Origin of the sequence: Demequina muriae (assembly GCF_030418295.1) — a bacterium.
Classification (GTDB): domain Bacteria; phylum Actinomycetota; class Actinomycetes; order Actinomycetales; family Demequinaceae; genus Demequina; species Demequina muriae.
Window position 1 is genome coordinate 348,645 of record NZ_JAUHQA010000001.1, and the last position, 17,815, is coordinate 366,459.

At 69.5% G+C, this 17,815-nt stretch carries 17 protein-coding genes; 6 read left to right on the plus strand and 11 right to left on the minus strand.

Features of this window, described 5'->3' with window-relative positions:
- Positions 1–134: 134 nt before the first annotated feature.
- The 5 genes from QQX02_RS01670 to QQX02_RS01690 all read right to left on the minus strand — a co-directional run bounded on the left by QQX02_RS01670 (position 135) and on the right by QQX02_RS01690 (position 5,236).
- A complete protein-coding gene (locus tag QQX02_RS01670; RefSeq protein ID WP_301140807.1) occupies positions 135–1,931 on the minus strand; it encodes a [protein-PII] uridylyltransferase family protein in 1,797 nt (598 codons plus the stop codon).
- A 19-nt stretch (positions 1,932–1,950) separates the two neighbouring features.
- Positions 1,951–2,289, minus strand: coding sequence for a P-II family nitrogen regulator (locus QQX02_RS01675; protein ID WP_301140808.1), 339 nt, complete (start codon positions 2,287–2,289; stop codon positions 1,951–1,953).
- Positions 2,290–2,291: 2 nt separating this feature from the next.
- On the minus strand, positions 2,292–3,539 hold the full coding sequence (locus QQX02_RS01680) for an ammonium transporter (protein ID WP_301140809.1): 1,248 nt from the start codon (positions 3,537–3,539) through the stop codon (positions 2,292–2,294).
- Between the two features lie 157 nt (positions 3,540–3,696).
- The gene (gene ftsY / locus QQX02_RS01685; protein ID WP_301140810.1) at positions 3,697–4,812 is read right to left on the minus strand and encodes a signal recognition particle-docking protein FtsY; all 1,116 of its coding nucleotides are present in this window, start codon (positions 4,810–4,812) and stop codon (positions 3,697–3,699) included.
- 34 nt (positions 4,813–4,846) lie between these two features.
- Positions 4,847–5,236, minus strand: a complete 390-nt coding sequence (locus QQX02_RS01690) for a hypothetical protein (protein WP_301140811.1) — start codon at positions 5,234–5,236, stop codon at positions 4,847–4,849.
- Between the two features lie 111 nt (positions 5,237–5,347).
- Between QQX02_RS01690 and QQX02_RS01695 the strand changes: the two genes are divergently transcribed.
- The gene (locus QQX02_RS01695) at positions 5,348–6,643 is read left to right on the plus strand and encodes a hypothetical protein (protein WP_301140812.1); all 1,296 of its coding nucleotides are present in this window, start codon (positions 5,348–5,350) and stop codon (positions 6,641–6,643) included.
- 24 nt (positions 6,644–6,667) lie between these two features.
- Here the strand turns inward: QQX02_RS01695 and smc are convergent, their stop codons facing one another.
- Together smc and ndk are read right to left on the minus strand one after the other, a co-directional pair.
- The gene (gene smc, locus QQX02_RS01700) at positions 6,668–10,237 is read right to left on the minus strand and encodes a chromosome segregation protein SMC (protein ID WP_301140813.1); all 3,570 of its coding nucleotides are present in this window, start codon (positions 10,235–10,237) and stop codon (positions 6,668–6,670) included.
- A gap of 66 nt (positions 10,238–10,303) precedes the next feature.
- Positions 10,304–10,729 carry a nucleoside-diphosphate kinase gene (gene ndk / locus QQX02_RS01705; protein ID WP_301140814.1) on the minus strand — a complete coding sequence of 142 codons (426 nt, stop codon included), beginning with the start codon at positions 10,727–10,729 and terminating at the stop codon, positions 10,304–10,306.
- 59 nt (positions 10,730–10,788) lie between these two features.
- On the opposite strand from ndk, the gene QQX02_RS01710 reads away from it, so the two are divergent.
- Positions 10,789–11,298, plus strand: coding sequence for an adenine phosphoribosyltransferase (locus QQX02_RS01710; protein WP_301140815.1), 510 nt, complete (start codon positions 10,789–10,791; stop codon positions 11,296–11,298).
- Between the two features lie 14 nt (positions 11,299–11,312).
- On the opposite strand, the gene QQX02_RS01715 is transcribed toward QQX02_RS01710, so the two are convergent.
- The 4 genes from QQX02_RS01715 to QQX02_RS01730 form a co-directional block, all read right to left on the minus strand.
- A complete protein-coding gene (locus tag QQX02_RS01715) occupies positions 11,313–11,891 on the minus strand; it encodes a dihydrofolate reductase family protein (protein WP_301140816.1) in 579 nt (192 codons plus the stop codon).
- A 66-nt stretch (positions 11,892–11,957) separates the two neighbouring features.
- Positions 11,958–12,446 (minus strand): hypothetical protein, encoded by a 489-nt coding sequence (locus QQX02_RS01720; RefSeq protein ID WP_301140817.1) that lies wholly within the window; start codon positions 12,444–12,446, stop codon positions 11,958–11,960.
- Positions 12,443–12,940, minus strand: coding sequence for a DUF4233 domain-containing protein (locus QQX02_RS01725; protein ID WP_301140818.1), 498 nt, complete (start codon positions 12,938–12,940; stop codon positions 12,443–12,445). The genes QQX02_RS01720 and QQX02_RS01725 overlap by 4 nt, the downstream gene beginning before the upstream one ends.
- Complete coding sequence (locus tag QQX02_RS01730; protein WP_301140820.1) at positions 12,937–14,343, minus strand: bifunctional folylpolyglutamate synthase/dihydrofolate synthase; 1,407 nt, start codon at positions 14,341–14,343, stop codon at positions 12,937–12,939. The genes QQX02_RS01725 and QQX02_RS01730 overlap by 4 nt, the downstream gene beginning before the upstream one ends.
- A 70-nt stretch (positions 14,344–14,413) precedes the next feature.
- Between QQX02_RS01730 and QQX02_RS01735 the strand changes: the two genes are divergently transcribed.
- The 4 genes from QQX02_RS01735 (at position 14,414) to QQX02_RS01750 (ending at position 17,791) form a co-directional block, all read left to right on the plus strand.
- Complete coding sequence (locus tag QQX02_RS01735) at positions 14,414–14,776, plus strand: DUF6507 family protein (RefSeq protein WP_367304223.1); 363 nt, start codon at positions 14,414–14,416, stop codon at positions 14,774–14,776.
- An 86-nt stretch (positions 14,777–14,862) separates the two neighbouring features.
- Positions 14,863–16,704 carry an alpha/beta hydrolase gene (locus tag QQX02_RS01740; RefSeq protein WP_301140822.1) on the plus strand — a complete coding sequence of 614 codons (1,842 nt, stop codon included), beginning with the start codon at positions 14,863–14,865 and terminating at the stop codon, positions 16,702–16,704.
- On the plus strand, positions 16,701–17,246 hold the full coding sequence (locus QQX02_RS01745) for a hypothetical protein (protein ID WP_301140823.1): 546 nt from the start codon (positions 16,701–16,703) through the stop codon (positions 17,244–17,246). Before QQX02_RS01740 ends, QQX02_RS01745 begins: the two co-directional genes overlap by 4 nt.
- A 68-nt stretch (positions 17,247–17,314) precedes the next feature.
- Positions 17,315–17,791, plus strand: a complete 477-nt coding sequence (locus tag QQX02_RS01750) for a hypothetical protein (RefSeq protein ID WP_301140824.1) — start codon at positions 17,315–17,317, stop codon at positions 17,789–17,791.
- Positions 17,792–17,815 lie beyond the last annotated feature (24 nt).

Sequence of the window (17,815 nt, forward strand, 5' to 3'; positions counted from 1 at the left end):
CGCCTCACGGTGCGTCTGATCGCGCCCCAGCCCGCGCATCGGCCGCACGCCCGACCACGAGACGCGCGCCATCAGTCGCTGAGTGCGGATTCTTGGCCCGAACTCAGCACTCAGCGACTGCCAGGAGGGCGTGCTCAGGCGTCGCGCTCGCGACGCCCGTTCGACTGAGCCAGCGCACGCCGGGCGTGCGCGGTGAGCGTGTCGATCAGGCTGGCGCGCCAGGTCGTCCACGCCTTGGGCCCGGCGGCTCGCGCATCGGCCTCGGTGAGCGCGCGCAGCGTATCGAGCAGATCGAGCCGATGCTCCACGGCATCCAGCAGACGTGCGACGGTCGCGGGCGAGGCCGGATCCTCCTTGGTCGCGAGCTCCGCGAGCGTCAGGTGCTCGCGCACCAGCAGCTCGAGGTCGTGCGCGGCGGCTGGCGCCAGATCGAGCCGGCGAGCAATGGCGGGGATCAGCGCGGCGCCGTCGAGAGAGTGGTTGGTGGCTCCCGGCCGCTTGCCGATGTCATGGAGCCAGGCCGCGAGCAGGAGCACGTCCCCGTCGGCCACGTGGCGACGGTGCTTGCCGGCCAGCACCACCGTCTCGAGCATGTGGCGGTCCACCGTGAAGCGATGCACCGGGCTGCGCTGCGGCCGGTTGCGGACGCCGTCCCATTCGGGGACCCAGCGCACCGCCTGACCGTGGAGATCGATTGCCTCCCACACCGCGATGAGGTGCTGGCTCGCGCGCAGCAGATCGCGCAGGTGGACGCGCGCCTGCTCGGGCCATGGCTCGGGAAGGTCCGGGGTGTGGGCCAGCGACGCCAGCAGGTGCGGCGAGAAGCTCAGCCCCGTCGTGGCAGCCGTCGAGGCGGCGCGCAGCGGCAGCAAGGCGTCGGCACCGGGCTCCGCGTGGGGAGCCAGCGCGAGTTCGCCGTCGACGTCGATGAGACCGGGCGCCACCTCGACGTGGCGAGGAGCGATGCCGCGTCGGCGCGCCTTCCACGCCCGCGAGCCGATGCCGGAGCGCTCGAGCGCACGCCGCGCGCCTCGTTCGGTGGTGTCGAGGGCATAGGCGACCGTGCGGCCCGCCTCCGCGAGCGACGCCAGCAGATCGTCGGGGTGATCGAAGCCCTGAAGCTCAGCCACCTCGTCGGCGATGTGCCGTCCCAGCACGTTCACGGGCCGGCCGGTCACGATCTGGATCGCGTCCCGGACGTCCTTGAGGTGGATTCCGGCCTCATCGACCGCGCCGTGCGGTCGGTCGGTCAGCCACGTCGCGGACAGCGCGGTCAGGCTCATATGGTCGCGCAGGCCTCCGCGCGCCTCCTTGAGGTGCGGCTCGATCAGGTACGCGAGCTCGCCGTGGCGTTCGGCGCGTTGGCGCGAGGCGGCGAGCAGCTCGGGAAGACGCTTGCGCGCGGCGGAACGCCAGTCCTGATAGATCGCCGAGCGCGCCTGCTGTGCCAGCGCGGCGTCCCCCGCGACGGGATGCAGGTCGAGGAGCCCTGCGGCGGCGGCGAGGTCCTTCGACGCCACCTGGCGGCACTCGGTGAGCGAGCGCATCGAGTAGTCGAGCTCCAGCCCGGCGTCCCAGATCGGGTACCACAGCCGCTGGGCGAGCGCCGCGACGTCCTGCGTGGAGTGGGTGCGCCCGTCATGGATCAGCACCAGGTCGAGGTCGGACCACGGGCCCGCGTCGCCGCGGCCGATCGACCCCACCGCACCCAGAGCCACTCCCTCAGCGAGCGGCTCGGAGGCGTCCCAGTGCTCGCGCAGCCGCGTGAGCATCAGGTCCGTGATCGCCGTGCGGCGTTCGGGCCCGGTCACTCCGGCGCTGACGAGCGAATCGGCGAGTGCGGCCCGTTCACGCTTGAGGTCCCGCACCCCGTGGGGGTGCGGGACCTCAGCGTGCGGACCTTCAGAGGCAGTGCCCATCTGGTCCTTCATTGATAGTGAACGGTACCGATCAGAGGGCGTCGGCGCCGTGCTCGCCAGTGCGAACACGAGCCACGTCGTCCACGGGGACCGTCCAGACCTTGCCGTCGCCGATCTTGCCGGTCTGCGCGGCCGAGACGATCGCCTCGGTCACGACAGCGGCATCCGCGTCGTCGACGAGGACCTCGAGTCGGGTCTTGGGGACCAGGTCCACCGTGTACTCCGCACCGCGGTAGACCTCGGTGTGGCCCTTCTGGCGGCCGTAGCCCGCTGCCTCGGAGACCGTGACGCCCTTGACGCCTGCGGCCTCGAGAGCTGCACGGACCTCGTCCACGCGGTGCGGCTGGATGATTGCAGTGACCAGCTTCATAACTAGATCGCCTCCTCGTAGGCAGTCTCGCCGTGCTCGGCGAAGTCGATGCCAGCGACCTCATCCTCGTCGGACACGCGGAGACCGATCGTGAACTTGATGGCCAGTCCGATGATGAGCGTAGCAATGGCGGAGTACGCCATCACGACGACCGCAGCGATGATCTGCGACACGAGCAGGCTCGCACCGCCACCGTAGAACAGACCGGCGTCGCCGAACGCGTTGACGTCCGTGGCGAACAGACCCACGGCGACCGTGCCCCAGAGGCCAGCCACCAGGTGGACGCCGACCACGTCGAGCGAGTCGTCGTAGCCGAGCTTGTACTTGAGCCCCACCGCGAGTGCGGAGAGGATACCGGCGATGAAGCCGAGCGTGATCGCGCCGAGCGGCGAGACCGAGAGACCGGCCGGGGTGATGGCGACCAGACCTGCGACGACACCAGATGCGGAGCCGAGCGAGGTGGCCTTGCCGTCACGGAGCTTCTCCAGCAGCAGCCAGCCGAGCATACCGGCGGCGGTGGCCACCAGGGTGTTCAGCCAGATCTGAGCGGCGAACACGTCCGCCTCCCACCAGGAGCCGGCGTTGAATCCGAACCAGCCGAACCACAGCAGTGCGGCACCGAGCATCACCAGGGTGAGGTTGTGCGGACGCATGGGCTCCTTGCCGAAGCCCTTGCGCTTGCCGAGGAGCAGCACGAGCACAAGAGCGGCCACACCGGCATTGATGTGGACCACTGTTCCACCCGCGATGTCCTGCGGAGCAGTCAGGTCGGAGAACAGGTAGTCCGACGAGAGCAGACCGCCGCCCCACACCCAGTGCGAGACCGGCGAGTAGACGATCACGGCCCACAGGGCCGCGAACACGAGCCATGCCGAGAACTTCATGCGGTCAGCGACCGCACCCGAGATCAGCGCGACCGTGATGATCGCGAAGGTCGCGCCGAAGGCGGCCAGGATCAGGTCGGCCTCCGTACCTTCGGCCTCGTCGACTCCCGACTGGAAGATCGACTGCATACCGAAGTCAGACGCGGGGTTGCCGAACCAGCCGCCGACGGTGTCGCCCGCCGAGACTGAGTATCCGACAATCACCCACAGAACGCCGACAACGCCAATGGCGCTGAAGGACATCATCATCATGTTGAGCACCGACTTGCGACGCGACATGCCACCGTAGAACAACGCCAGTCCAGGCGTCATCAGCAACACGAGCGAAGCGGAAGTCAGCAGCCATGCAACGTTTGGGCTGTCCATAGTTTCGCTTCTCCTTGTATCCCTCGCCCGCTCGGCGAGTCAGGAGTCACCCTCCCGCACGGATGTTGCCCCTGAACCTCCGCCGTGTTTCCGTACGGTTACATCAACCGCGCTGCGGTAAAAGGTGTGTTGCGGGGCCCGAGGCCAGACGGGCGGGTCAGGACCCGAGCAGTCCGTCGACGAACTGCTCGACGTCGAACGGCGCGAGATCGTCGGCGCCCTCGCCGAGACCGATGAGCTTGACGGGCACGCCCAGCTCACGCTGCACCGCGACCACGATGCCGCCCTTCGCCGTGCCATCCAGCTTGGTCAGCACGATGCCCGTGACCTGCGCCACCTCGGCGAAGACGCGAGCCTGGGCCAGTCCGTTCTGACCGGTGGTCGCGTCGAGCACCAGCAGCACCTCGACCGGCTCCTTCACCTTGGTCACCACGCGCACGAGCTTGCCCAGCTCGTCCATGAGTCCGGCCTTGTTCTGGAGCCGGCCCGCGGTGTCGACGAGCAGCACGTCGGCGCCGTCCGTGCGGGCGCGGTCCGCCCCCTCGAACGCGACGGACGCGGGGTCCGCCCCTTCACGGTCCGACCTGACCACCGGCACTCCCACGCGGGCGCCCCAGGTCTCGAGCTGGTCGGCGGCCGCCGCACGGAACGTATCGGCGGCGGCCAGCACGACCGCATGCCCCTCTGCCACGAGCATGCGCGCGATCTTGCCGACAGTGGTGGTCTTGCCGACGCCGTTGACGCCGACCACGACGATGGGCTCGTACTTCCCCGCACCCGGCTCGGCGAGACGCAGCGAGCGGTCGAGAGTGGGGTCGATGGTCTCGATCAGGACGGCCCGCAGCATGGTCCTCGGGTCGCCGTCCGGCTCGGCGCGCAGGCGCGCCTGGAGACCGGCGAGGATGTCGTCGGTGGCCGAGGCGCCCACGTCAGCGAGCAGCAGCGTCTCTTCGAGCTCGTCCCAGTCGTCCTGCGACAAGGCGCCGCGCGAGAAGATCGCCAGCAGACTCGCGCCGAGGCCGCCGCCGATGCGCGCGCGCAGGCGCGCCAGACGCGAATCCGGAGACTCGGGCGCCTCGGTGACCACGGAGGGCTCAGCCGGGGTCTCCCGCACGGCGGCGTCGTCCACGGGGTACGGGGCGTACCCGCGCTGCGTGGGTTCGCCGCTCCTGCGGCGACTCTTGAGATACGCACCTGCGCCGCCCAGCACCGCCACAGCGGCGACGATGACGACGACGAGATCAGCAGAACCGGGGATCCATGAGACGTCCATGGCGTCAGTCTGTCAGGTGTTCGCCGCTGTTCGCCTACTGGCGCGCGAGGCCCAATTCGCCGCTGCGCGGCGTCGTCTCGACGACGTCCTCCGGACGACCAAGGGCCGATGCGCGCTCGGCGACGACCCGCGACGCCTTGGCCCCGGCGTCGGCGGCCCAGGCCGCGGCGCGGGCGCCCGGCGCGGGCCGGTCGGGAGTGGAGTCGACGCGTGCCACGAGCTCCCAGTCGCCCGTCTCGCGGGGCGCATCCTCGAGAATGGCCGCGAGGTTCTCGCGCGACCGCAGGCCGAACACGAGACGCGCGAGGTGACGGCCGCGACCTTCGGCCACCATGGCCGCCAGCATCAGGGCGATGGCGAGGACAATGGCGAACGACAGCGGGCCGATCATGGACGAGAGCATCACGTCTCCTTCGTGGGACATTTCGGACAGAGTGTGACTCGCCACCGAACTCAGATTCAACTCAGATTCACTCAGGAGGGCGCGCCCGGCAGCGTCTCAGACGGCACGGGATCAAGCGGCTACCCTCCCAGCATGGACAACGCGCGGCATGGCCGGAAGGTTGCCCTCTGGGCGGCAGGAGCCGTGGTCGCTACGGGCGCGTTGATCGCGGTGCTGGTGACGCTGGGGGGCTCCTCCGAGACGGTCGAGCCCACGACGGGCCCCACCGAGGCGAGTGACGGCTGCGCTGGCGTCGAGGGACAGTCTATCGACCTGGACACCCAGGTGGTGCAGCCCGAGCCGCGCACCTGCTTCGAGCTCGACGCCGCGGCCTCGGTCACGATCGGCGCCGCGGCCCTCGAGCCCACGGACACCATCGAGCTGGCGGTGTACGACGCGACGGGAACCCAGCTCGGGTCCGCCGCGAGCGCGCCGGAGTGGGATCCCGAAGTCAGCGTCGAGCTCGAGCCCGGCAGCTACGTGATCGAGGTGACGGGACTCGTCATGGGAGAGGACCCGCCCTTCCTGCTCTACACCGCCACGTTCGCGCCGCAGCCCGGGGCTTCTCCCGCGCCCGGCGAGGGCGTGGACACTGCCTCCGTGCCGCCCGCCGAGGCATGCGGCGCGGAGGTGCCGCAGCTCGCGGACGACGCGCCGGTGTCCGTCGTGGACGACTCCAGCGCCGCCGACGCGACGCTCGACCCCAGCGCGGCCGGCGACGTGCACTACGCCTGCGTGGTGGTCGACGAGCCGGTGTTCGCCAAGGTGGGCGTCGCCTCCGAGGACCCCGACGACATCGACTCCCCCGACCTCACCATGGCCGTCTACCTGGCGAGCGACGACGGTGACGCGACGCTCGTGCGCACGGCGGACGATGCGATCGGCTTCGACCCCGAGACGAGCCTCGCGCTGGAGCCGGGCACGTACATGGTCGCGGCGAGCGCGTGGCTCGGCGGCGCCACGGGAGCGGTCGAGATCTACTACGACGACGATGCCGACCTGTTCCGACGGAGCGAGGCGACCAGCATGCACGCCGGCGTCACTCCGGACGTGTGCGACGATGGCGCCTCGGTCGCGCCGGGAGACACCCTCACGGTCGAGGGCGAACGGACCTACGTGTGCCTCGACAACGATCAGGCGCAACGACTGACGATTCAGGCGGCGACCTTGACGGACCAGGACCTGGTGCTCGAGGTGCTGGGCTTCGATGAGGCGCCGTACCGGCTCGCGTGGGCGGACGGCAACCCCTATTCCGACGTGCTCGCGGACTTCGACCCGCTCCTGGATCAGACGGTGCCGGAGGGTCAGTGGATCATCGCGGTGACCACCTACTTCACCGGCACGGCCGCGGACTACGACCTGCGCATCGTCCCCGGTGGCGGCGAGTAGCCACCACGGGCGGGACGGGCAGCGTCAGGCGACGTCCTCGTCGGTGAGCCGCTGGCTGATGACCGTCGTGACGCCGTCGCCGCGCATCGTGACCCCGTAGAGCGCATCGGCGATCTCCATGGTGCGCTTCTGGTGCGTGATCACGATCAGCTGCGAGTCGTCCTTGAGCTCAGTGAAGATCTCCAGCAGCCTGCCCAGGTTGGCGTCGTCGAGCGCGGCCTCGACCTCGTCCATGACGTAGAACGGGCTGGGGCGCGCCTTGAAGATCGCGACGAGCAGCGCCACGGCCGTCAGGGAACGCTCGCCACCGGACAGCAGCGACAGGCGCTTGACCTTCTTGCCTGCGGGACGGGCCTCGACCTCGATGCCGGTCTCCAGCATGTTCGACGGGTCGGTGAGGACGAGCTTGCCCTCGCCCCCCGGGAACAGCCGCGGGAAGATGATGTCGAACTGGGCCTGCGTGTCCTCGAACGCGTCGACGAAGATGCGCTCGACGCGCTCATCGATCTCGCGCACGATCTCCATCAGGTCCTCACGGGACTTCTTGATGTCGCTCAGCTGGTCCTGCAGGAACTTGTGGCGCTCCTCGAGTGCCGCGAACTCCTCGAGAGCGAGCGGGTTGACCTGTCCCAGCTGCTTCATCGCGCGCTCAGCAGAGCGCAGTCGCTTCTCCTGGGCTTCGCGGATGTAGGGCTGGGTGCGCTGCTCGCCATCCTCGTCGGGCTCGCCGTCCCCGTCCTCGGAGTGCACGGGCACCGGCAGGTGCGGGCCGTACTCCTCCACGAGCTTCGCGGGGTCCATCCCGAGCTCGTCGACGGCGCGCTGCTCGAGCTGCTCGAGGCGCACCTTCACCTGCGCGCGGGCCAGCTCGTCGCGGTGGGACTCGTCCGTGAGGCGGCGCAGCTCGTCGGCGAGCCCCTCGACCTCGCGTCGCACCTCGGATAGGTCGGAGGTGCGCTCGGAGCGAGCGGCCTCGGCGGCGGCCCTCGCGTCGTCCGCATGCGCGACGGCGATGTCGATCGCGGCCAGCGCGTCGACCGTCCCGGCGATGACCTCTCGTGCCGCCACCGCCTGGCGCTCGCGGCGCTGGGCCGCCGCCTCGGCGCGGGCGCGGGCGTCGCGCTCGGCGACGGCGGCACGTTCCAGGCTCTCGGCACGAGCGGCGAGCGCACGCGCCCGCTCCTCCGAGGTGCGCAGCGACAGCCGTGCCTCGGTCTCCTTGGCGCGGGCGGCCACGGCCGCCTGCGCGTCCTCGTCGCGGCGCGTCTGGGCCGCGGCGGTGTCGACCTCGGTCTGCTCGGGCTCGGCCTGCGCGGCGGCGAGCCGCTCGGCGAGGCTCGCGAGCTCCGCCGACTGCTCGGCCATGCGCTCCTGTGCCGCGACGATCTGGGTCTCGAGCCGTTCGCCGTCGGCGCGGGCCGCCCTCGCCGACGCGTTCAGGTGGCCCAGCTGCTCCGCGACAGCCGCCATGCGCGCGTCCGAATCGTTGAGCCGCTCGAGCGTGATCTCGTGGCGGGTGCGGGCCTGGGACTCGCGCTCCTCCGCGCCGCGGATCTCGAACGTGGTGCTCTCCACGACGATGGACGCCTGATCACGCTTGTGCTTGGCCTCGTCGAGAGCCGCCTGCATGTGCAGCACGCTCGGGGCGTCGCCGGCGCCGCCGGAGGCGTTCTTGGCACCCAGCAGGTCTCCGCGGCGGGTGACGGCCACGACCTCGCGGTGCACGGCGACGAGTGCGCGGGCGGCGGCGAGATCGTCCACCACCGCGACTCCGGACAGGTGTGCGCGCACGGTGTCGACGATTCCGGCCGGGCCTGACACCAGGTCGGACGCCCACGCGGCGCCGCTGGGCAGCGTCACCGTCGGGTTGTCGACGGTGGCGCTGGAATCCGCCACCAGGAACCGCGCCCTCCCGGCATCCTCGTCGCGCAGCCACCGGATCGCATCGACCGCATCCTCGACGGAGTCGACGGCGAGCGCATCGGCCAGCGGGCCGAGCGCGGCGGCGATCGCGTCCTCCGCGTCCGCACTGACCTCGAGGTGCGCGGCCACCGTGCCTCGCACCGACCGCGACCCTGACGCCAGCAGCGCGCCCGCGCCGTCCTTGCGCGCCAGCGACAGCTCGAGAGCCTCGACCTTCGCCGCCCACGTGTCCCGCTCGCGCATGGACGTGTTGAGTCGGTCCTTGAGGTCCGTGAGAGCGGCCTTGGCCTCGTCCCACTCCTCCGTCGCGGCCTCGTGAGCGTCGTCGAGATCCTCTTCGCCCTGCTCCACCGACGCCACCTGCGTCTCGAGGTGCTGGAACTCCGTGGTCGCCTCATGCGCTCGCTTCTGGGCGTCCGCGAGGGACTCCCGCAGGCGACCGATCTCGGCCTCGGCCGCCTCCACGCGCGACCGGCGCGCGGACACGTCGCCGGCGAGGCGTGCAACGCCCTCCCGACGGTCGGCCACGGATCGCAGCAGGTTCGCGAGGTGACGCTCGGACTCTTCCGCCACCTGCTCCGCATCGCGGCGGCCCTGCTCCGCCTGCTCGAGAGCGGTCGCGGCGGCAGCCACCTCCGCATCTAGCTCCGCTGCGGCGGCGCGCGCACGGTCCAGCTGCTCGTCGAGGTCGACCAGGTCGCGCGGCGGCGCCTCCTGCGTGGCGTTGCCGAGCATCCGCAGCCGCTCCTCGGCGAGCGACGAGAGGTTGCGCAACCGTTCGCGGATCGCGCTGAGCCGGTAGTACGTGTCGTTCGCCTTGGTCAGGGCCGGCGTGGCCTCGGCCGATGCGCGCTCGAGGTCGGCCAGCCGCGACCGGGCGTCGCCAAGCGCCTTGTCGACCTCCGCGCGCCGCTCGAGCAGCGCCGACTCATCGGCCCTCTCCTGCGAGAAGCGCGCCTCGAGCTGCGCGATGTCATCGGCCAGCAGCCGCGCGCGGGAATCGCGCACGTCGACCTGGATGCGCTGCGCCTGGCGGGCGACATCGGCCTGGCGCCCGAGCGGCCCCAGCTGGCGGCGCAGCTCGGCGGTGAGGTCGGTGACGCGCGTGAGGTTCGCCTGCATCGCGTCGAGTTTGCGCAACGCCTTGTCCTTGCGCTTGCGGTGCTTGAGGATGCCAGCGGCCTCCTCGATGAAGTGGCGGCGGTCCTCGGGGGTGGCGCGCAGCACGGCGTCGAGTTGCCCCTGGCCCACGATGACGTGCATCTCGCGGCCGAGGCCGGAATCGCTCAGCAGATCCTGGATGTCGAGCAGCCGGCACGGAGAACCGTTGATCTGATACTCCGACCCGCCGGTGCGGAACAGCGTGCGGGTGATCGTGACCTCGGTGTACTCGATCGGCAGCGCGCCGTCCGTGTTGTCGATGGTCAGCGACACCTCGGCGCGGCCCAGCGGTGCGCGTCCCGCGGTGCCCGCGAAGATGACGTCGTCCATCTTGCCGCCGCGCAGCGTCTTCGCGCCCTGTTCGCCCATCACCCACGCGAGAGCGTCCACCACGTTGGACTTGCCCGAGCCGTTGGGGCCCACCACGCAGGTGACGCCGGGCTCGAACTCCAGAGTGGTCGCCGACGCGAACGACTTGAAGCCGCGGAGCGTCAGCGTCTTGAGGTGCACGTGGGCGAGTCTAGAGGCTCGGTGCGCATAGGTGACCGAGGCGGGCGGGTCGGGCCCGCATCGGCTCTATCGCTGGAAGGCGGGGAACCAGATGGCGATCTCGCGCGCGGCGGACTCCTCGGAGTCCGAGCCGTGCACGAGGTTCTGCATGACCTTGAGGCCCCAGTCGCGGGCGAGATCGCCCCGGATCGTGCCAGGGGCCGCCTCGGTCGGGTTGGTGGCGCCCGCCAGCGAGCGGAAGCCGGGGATGACGCCCTGCCCCTCTGCGACGATGGCCAGGGTCGGCCCCGAGAGCATGAACTCGACCAGGGGCTCGTAGAACGGCTTGCCCACGTGCTCGGCGTAGTGCTCGGCGAGCAGCTCGGGGGTCGCGGTGCGCAGCTCGACCGCCACGGGCACGTAGCCCTTGGCCTCGACGCGACGGAGGATCTCTCCCGACAGTCCGCGCTTGACGCCGTCGGGCTTCACAAGGATGAGCGTTGTCTCGGTCATGGCGACGAGCCTAACCGCTGTTGCCGGATCGCTCGCGCGGGTTCTGGGATGATGTCCGCGTGATCACACTCGCCCACTTCGACACTCACCCCGACTTCCCCGTTCCGGGAATCCTGTTCTACGACATCAGCCCGATCCTCGCGGATCCCGCGCTGTTCCGGGAGGCGTGCGACGCGCTCACCCCCGCACCAGGATCCGTCGACATCGTCGTGGGGGTCGACGCCCGTGGCTTCATCTTCGCGCCCGTGGTCGCGCAGACGCTCGGGATCGGAATGTCGATGGTGCGCAAGAAGGGCAAGATGCCCGGCGACCTCCTCGAGTCCGATGCGACGATCGAATACGGTGCGTCGGAGCTGGTGCTCAGCCCCAACGGGCTCGAGGGCAAGCGCGTGCTCGTGGTCGACGACGTGCTCGCGACCGGCGGCACCGCGAGCGCCGTCGGCGAGATGCTCGCCCGAGCGGGGGCCGCGAGCGTGCGCTATGCGTTCCTGCTCGAACTGGGCGGACTGCCGGGTCGCGAGGTGCTGAAGGACTTCGTGGTCACGTCCGTGGTCGAGGTGCCGGCGTAGGCGACGCTTCCGCCTCAGGAGGCCGTGCCGGCGGGCGGGGCCACGTCGTACCGCAGCCACACCATGCCGTTGTCGAACCGGCGCTCGTCACGCAGCGTGAGGTCCTGCCACACGCCGTCGGGGAACATGCGCTGGCCGCCGCCCACCACCACGGGGGCCAAGAACACCTGGACCTCGTCGATGAGCCCCAGCCGCGCCGCGACTGCGGCGAGAGTCGCCCCTGACACCGCCAGGTCCCCGTCGACGCTCGCCTTGATCGCCTCGACGGTGGCGCGGTCGAACTCGCGCTCGATCCGGGTGCGACGGGTGGCGACCTCGTCCATGGTGCGCGAGAACACGACCTTGTCCGCCTGCTGCCAGATGCCGGCGAACTCTCCGCTCATGGGCGAACTGGCGGCGAGGTCGGGATCCGTCTCCCAGACGACCATCATCTCGTAGATGCGACGACCGTAGAGGTAGGTCGAGACCCCTCGCTCCAGCTCGTTGATGAACGCGAGCACCTGCTCGTCGGGCTCCGCCCAGTCGAACGCGCCGGACGCATCGGCGATGTAGCCGTCGAGCGATGCCAGATACGAGTAGACGAGCCGTCCCATGACTGGAGGGTACGGCGGGCGGCGAGGCCCCGCCAGCGCTCGCCAGGCCGTCGGGCGTGCCGCACCTCAGTTCTGGGCGGGCGCTTCGCGCGGCTTGTACCCCGGCGCCCACCGCGCGCCGAGCAGCACGAGGGCGATGATCACGAGCGCCGCCATGATTACCTGGAAGGCGACGAACCCCGCGTTGGGGTCGACCGGCACCGCGTCGAGGCTCCGGATGTAGCCCGCGTGGGTCGCGACGGAGGTGACGAGCGCGCCGCCCGGCAGCACGATCAGCAGCACCAGGAACCACACGGGAAGCTGCTTGACCTCGGGATGGGTGCGCAGGTACGCCCCCCAGTGGTCGAGGGCCCAGAACGCACAGAGGTTCACCACCGCGAGGCCGACGAACATGGTGACGTAGACGCGCGTGGGGATGACAGCCTCGGTGCCGTCGTGCGTGGCGGCGAAGTTGATGAGCGACGTGCGCTCGAGCGCGTAGATCAGCATGGTCAGACCGATCACCCCGAGGACGATCGCGATCGTCACGCGGCGCACGAGCGACGAGGACCTCACGCGGTGGCCTCCCCTGGCGTGTGCGCGCCGTCCGGCGTCGCGGCGTGGGTCGTGGCTGCGTCGTCACGTTCCTTGCGCTCACGGTCGATGCGGGAGCCGAGTCGCAGCCCCAGGATCCAGATCCCGAGGAACACCGCACCGATCACGGCGATGGCGGGCACGAGCAATCCGCCCACCAGCATCGGCACCTGCAGGATCCAGCCGAGGATTCGTCCCCAGCGCTTCTTCTGCTTGCCCGCGGCATAGCCGAGCAGGACCATGAGCGCGATTCCGCCGGCGGCGACCCCGCCCGCCGGAGCGTCGAGAAGCCCGTTGTGAGCAAAGCTCCACGCCACGAGCGTCGCGAACAGCGCGACGAAGGCCTGCAGGACGAGCACCGCCTGCGTAAAGACCAGGGTCGCGGGCCGCTGCGGGCGCTGCTGCGGTGCGGCGTCGGCCGGCTCGTCGCGCGGCTCGCTGGACGCGCCTTGCGGCGGCATCGACTCGGACGTCATCGCGCCTGGCCCGCGCCCTTGCGCTTGTCGGCGCCCATGAGCATGCGCGCCTCGGAGACCACCGTGACGGAACCCGTCACGAGGACACCTGCCCCCATGTCGTGCACGCGCTCGGCCGTCTGAACGGCGCGATCGATCGCATCGGGCAGGTCTCGCGCGACCTGGACGCGGTCATCGCCGAAGACGCTGCGGGCGATCTCGGCGAGCTCCTCCGCCGGGATCGCGCGCGGCGAGGACGAGGCCGTGATGACCACGTGGTCGAGCAGCTGGTCGAGACCGCCCAGGATGCCCTCGGGGTCCTTGTCGTCGAGTATCCCGACCACACCCACGATCGACTCGAAGGCGAAGGACTCCTCGACCGCGCTCACCAGGGCATCGATGCCCGCCGGGTTGTGGGCGACGTCCACGAGCACCATCGGCGAGGTGCGGACCACCTCGAGCCGGCCCGGCGACGTCACGGCGCCGAAGCCTGCCTCGACGGTCTGGCCGTCGAGCGACTCCACAGGACCGCCGTCGGCCAGCAGCGCCTCCGTGGCCGCGAGCGCGAGCAGGGCGTTGTGCGCCTGATGCTCGCCGTAGAGCGGCACGAACAGGTCGGCATAGGTCGCGGCGGGCGTCCGCAGCGTCACGAGCTGGCCGCCCACGCCCGGCTGGCGCTCGACGACCTCGATGGCGTCTCCCTCCCAGAGCCCCGTGGCGCCGCGCTCGGCGATGGCCTGGAGCAGGACTGGGATGACTGCATCGGTCTGCTCGGCGATCACGGCGGTGGCGCCGTCCTTGATGATGCCGGCCTTCTCCCCTGCGATGGCCGCGAGATCCTCGCCGAGCCACTGCGCGTGGTCCATGCTGACGGGTGCCACGACGGCGACCTGTCCGTCGGCGACGTTGGTGGCGTCCCAGACGCCGCCCATGCCGACCTCGATGACAGCGACCTCCACCGGCGCATCGGCGAAGGCGGCGTACGCGAGCACGACCAGCACCTCGAAGAAGCTCAGCCGCGGACCGCCGCGCTCGAGGGAGCGGGCGTCGACCAGGTGGACGATGGGCGCGACGTCCTGCCACAGGCGGATGAAGTCATCCTGGGTGATGGGCTCGCCGTCGATCTGAATGCGCTCACGCACGGTGCTGAGGTGCGGAGAGGTGAACAGTCCGGTGCGAAGCCCGTGCTCGCGGACCAACGACTCGACCATGCGTGCGGTGCTGGTCTTGCCGTTGGTGCCCGTGATGTGCACCGCCTTGAAGACCGACTGAGGGGAGCCGAGCAGGTCGCACGCCTCCCTCACGCGGTCGAGCGTGGGCTCGAAGTCGTGCTCGGGATTGCGGGTGAGAATGTGGCTGTAGATCTCGCGCTCGGCCTCGTCAGGAGTGAGGCCGCCGAGCGTGAGGTCGCTGGGATCAGGCATGCGGCCAGTGTCCCACGTGCACCTCGCGAGTCCCACCCGAACGCTGCTCACTTGCTAGGTTGGACTCGCTATGGGGGGCTATGCAGTCGACGCGGCGGGAGTCGCGTCGCTTTCTCAAACCGTGTCCGGCACCGTTTCCGACGTCGAGCAGTCCGTCGATGCGGCGGCCGATGCGGCAGATGCGGTGAGCGCCGCGCTGGGATCGCTGACGGCGGTGCGTGCGGCCTTCGAGAGCGCAGCAGACCCGCGCCGCGAGGCGGGTAAGGCTCTCGTGTCACGCGCTCGGTCGACCTTGGCGGCGGTCCATGAAGGAACGCTCGCCTTCGTCGAGGCCGATCAGACGATGGCCGCCTCGACGACGGCAGCGCGAACCGCGACAGAGGCAGGCCCACCTCCGTACTCGTCGCGACGGTTCGGACAGGTGCCGCAGTGAGCGCGCTCGTCGCACTGTCCCACGTCCCCGAGGTTCCTGCGGAGCCAGGGGCGCTCGACGAAGCTGCGAGTGCTTTGCGGACCGCGGTGGCCGAGGTCGACACCCGAACGTCGGAAGCCCAGTCGGAGTGGAGCGGTCTGAGGGACGTCTACGAGATGGCGGAGACCCCGACGCTCGTGTCGAAGTTCGCTGTCGTCTCACAGGCGGGCGATGACTTCACCGATGCGCTCTCTCAAGCCGCGGGGGCGCTACGAGACCTGGCGGCAGCTCTGCAAGAGGCGCGACAGCGCGTGGACACTCTCAGGCTGGAGATTCCTCAGCTGCGCGAAGGAGTCGCCACCTACCGCCGCTCGCTCGAAGAACAGTACGAACAAGAGTTCGCACCCGATGCGGAGGTGTGGGGTCCCGGCCAGTACGAATGGAATGCAAGGCTCCGCACGGAATGCCTCCAGGTCGAGACGCTCATCCAACAAGCCGTCGAGGACTGCCAGAAGGCTCTCAGCAGGATCGAGAGTCCACCGTTCTCGGTCACCTCGACGTTCCGCACTGACGAACCCTGGACGAGCACCACCACCCCGGCGGAACAGCACGAGCGCTTCCATGCCGGCCTCGCGAGCGCCATCTTCGACAGGCTCGCGGATCACGGCGGCGCGGAGGCTGCCGCGCTCCTCCGCGACCACCCGAACTGGGCGGACGTGCTCCTCGACACGCCACCATCGGCCACTCAGGTCCGAGAATGGTGGAGCGACCTCGACACCGCGACGGCCCAGGCGCTCATCGCGGGCGCGCCCCTGCTCGTGGGCAATCTCAACGGCGTGCGGCTAGACCACCGGATAGCAGCCAACCGGATCAATATGCAGCACGCTATCGACGCCGAGCAGGAGGAAGTCGAGGCACTCCGCCAACGAATGAACAGGATGCAGGGACCCGGCAACGTCGGCGCCCGGTTCGACATCGAAGACCAGATCGCGGCGATCAACGACCGGATCGATGTGTGGCAAGGGTTGCTTGACGACCCCACTACTTACGTCGACGAGTACAGCGCTCGGCAACGGATCACCGGTGCGCAGGTGGTGGCGTTCGACATCGAACGGCAGTCGGTTGCCACGTATCACGGCCCGATCGACCCGAGCACCGGAGAGGTCCCCTCGTGGATAGAGAACGTCGCAGTCTCCGTACCAGGCACCGGCGCCAGCATGGTCGGTTGGTCCTCCGAGCGCGCACAAGCGATACACGAGAACGACAGTGACGGGCGGACAGCCGTCTTCCAGTGGGCTGGCGGAGAGTTTCCGCAGAGCATTCCAGGAGCAACCAATGCGAGCTACTCCCATGACCTCGCGCCCAAGCTCGCCAGCTTCGTCAATGGTCTCCAAGTGCCCTCGGAATCGAGTGTGACGGTGCTCGGCCACTCGTACGGCGGGGCGACAGTCGGGGTTGCGCAAGCCGAGGGTATGAAGGCCGATCGAATCCTCTACGTCGCTGCGGCGGGCTTGGGAGATGGGAACTCCGGCCTCACAGACTTCCCCCACACCGCTGACGTCCCTCAGTACTCACTCATGGCGCGCAACGATTCGGTCGTGGGCGCGATCCAGCCGTCGTTCATGGACTGGGTCCACGGCCCTTCCACGCTGGACACCCCTGGCATCGTTCGCCTAGAGACGGGCCGTATCGATGCGTCCGACCACGGGAGCGAGTGGATCGAGAGTTACAACACGACTGGCAACTGGTCGCCGCCAGCTTTCGACAGCCACAGCACGGTCTTCACGCCTGGTTCGACGTCTTTTCAGAGCATCATGGCTGTGATCACGGGAGGCGAGGCGGAGTTGTTCGTCCCCGACCACTTCGTGGAGGTGCCACGCCAAGGCGCGGTGAGCATTCCCGGCTACCTTGCTCCCGACTACTCACCGCGTTATACGGTCATCAAGTGATCATGCGCCGAACCATCGCAGCCGTCCTTTGCACGCTCATCGCCGCCAGCCTAGGAGGGTGCGCCATGCCAGAAAGTGAGCTCGACGAGTATAGGGAAGTCGCCGAAGAACTACGCGTGGAACTCGACGCGCAGATCCCCACCGAACTCATCCGAGACGAACCCATCATCGAAGGATCAGTAAGCGAAGGAGCCCAACACGGGCCTGGCGGCGAACCATCCTCACCCGCTTCGTGGCACCTCAATCACTTTCGCAGACTCATCGACGAGCCCGGCAGTTCGCAGCAAACAGCTCAGGCGCTGCAGGACCACCTCACGGATGAAGGATGGCGCTATTCACGAGAAGGCACGGGCAGCAGCGGCACGTCATTCACTGAGGGGTATCGTCGGTCTGACGAAGACGACGGCCTCTGGTACATCCAGATCATCTGGGCCGAGACCAGTCCCGACCGGGTGGAGCGTGTAGACGTGCTCATCGTCTCCCCCACGACCGTCCTCGGAACCGACCCGCCTGACGCCCAATGGTCCGCGATCGACGAGTGAACGCCGCTAGAGGATCGATTGCGCTTGCCGTGACCGCACTGATCGCAGTCGGCGTAGGAGGGTGTCTGATGCCAGAGAGCAAACTCCATGAGTACAAGGCCGAGACCGAGCAGCTCCGCAGCGACCTCGACTCGCAGATTCCCGCCGAGCTCATCGACTCCGAGCCCACCATCGAAGCCGAGGCGCGCGAAGGCGCAGAGCACGGCCCTGGAGGCGAACCGTCGTCATCGGCATGGTGGCAAGTGCGACAGTACCGCTGGCTCGATGACTCGGCTGGCAGCTCCGAGCGCGCTGCCCAGGCGATCCACGACCATCTCGTGGGGGAGGGGTGGAGTTACTCGCGCGAACGCGAAAGTGCGGATGGGCCTGGAGTGTCGGATGGATACCGGCGCACCGACGACGACGACGGCGGGTGGTACGTCGAGCTCACCTGGGCCGAGACCACGCCTGATCGGGCGGAGAGTCTGGTGCTGCTCATCGTCTCCCCCATGACCGTCCTCGGCTCCGACCAGCCCAAGAGCGAGCGGACCGGGCCCGTCGACTGATCACTCGCGGAACCTCGATCGCCG

What these genes read in the sequence shown, in the direction of transcription:
- QQX02_RS01735 (WP_367304223.1), top strand. Translation starts at nt 14,414, where the DNA reads ATGGGGGGCTATGCAGTCGACGCGGCGGGAGTCGCGTCGCTTTCTCAA.
- ndk (WP_301140814.1), bottom strand. Translation starts at nt 10,729, where the DNA reads ATGACCGAGACAACGCTCATCCTTGTGAAGCCCGACGGCGTCAAGCGC.
- QQX02_RS01730 (WP_301140820.1), bottom strand. Translation starts at nt 14,343, where the DNA reads ATGCCTGATCCCAGCGACCTCACGCTCGGCGGCCTCACTCCTGACGAG.
- QQX02_RS01690 (WP_301140811.1), bottom strand. Translation starts at nt 5,236, where the DNA reads ATGTCCCACGAAGGAGACGTGATGCTCTCGTCCATGATCGGCCCGCTG.
- QQX02_RS01725 (WP_301140818.1), bottom strand. Translation starts at nt 12,940, where the DNA reads ATGACGTCCGAGTCGATGCCGCCGCAAGGCGCGTCCAGCGAGCCGCGC.
- QQX02_RS01680 (WP_301140809.1), bottom strand. Translation starts at nt 3,539, where the DNA reads ATGGACAGCCCAAACGTTGCATGGCTGCTGACTTCCGCTTCGCTCGTG.
- QQX02_RS01750 (WP_301140824.1), top strand. Translation starts at nt 17,315, where the DNA reads ATGCCAGAGAGCAAACTCCATGAGTACAAGGCCGAGACCGAGCAGCTC.
- QQX02_RS01670 (WP_301140807.1), bottom strand. Translation starts at nt 1,931, where the DNA reads ATGAAGGACCAGATGGGCACTGCCTCTGAAGGTCCGCACGCTGAGGTC.
- QQX02_RS01695 (WP_301140812.1), top strand. Translation starts at nt 5,348, where the DNA reads ATGGACAACGCGCGGCATGGCCGGAAGGTTGCCCTCTGGGCGGCAGGA.
- QQX02_RS01675 (WP_301140808.1), bottom strand. Translation starts at nt 2,289, where the DNA reads ATGAAGCTGGTCACTGCAATCATCCAGCCGCACCGCGTGGACGAGGTC.
- QQX02_RS01715 (WP_301140816.1), bottom strand. Translation starts at nt 11,891, where the DNA reads ATGGGACGGCTCGTCTACTCGTATCTGGCATCGCTCGACGGCTACATC.
- ftsY (WP_301140810.1), bottom strand. Translation starts at nt 4,812, where the DNA reads ATGGACGTCTCATGGATCCCCGGTTCTGCTGATCTCGTCGTCGTCATC.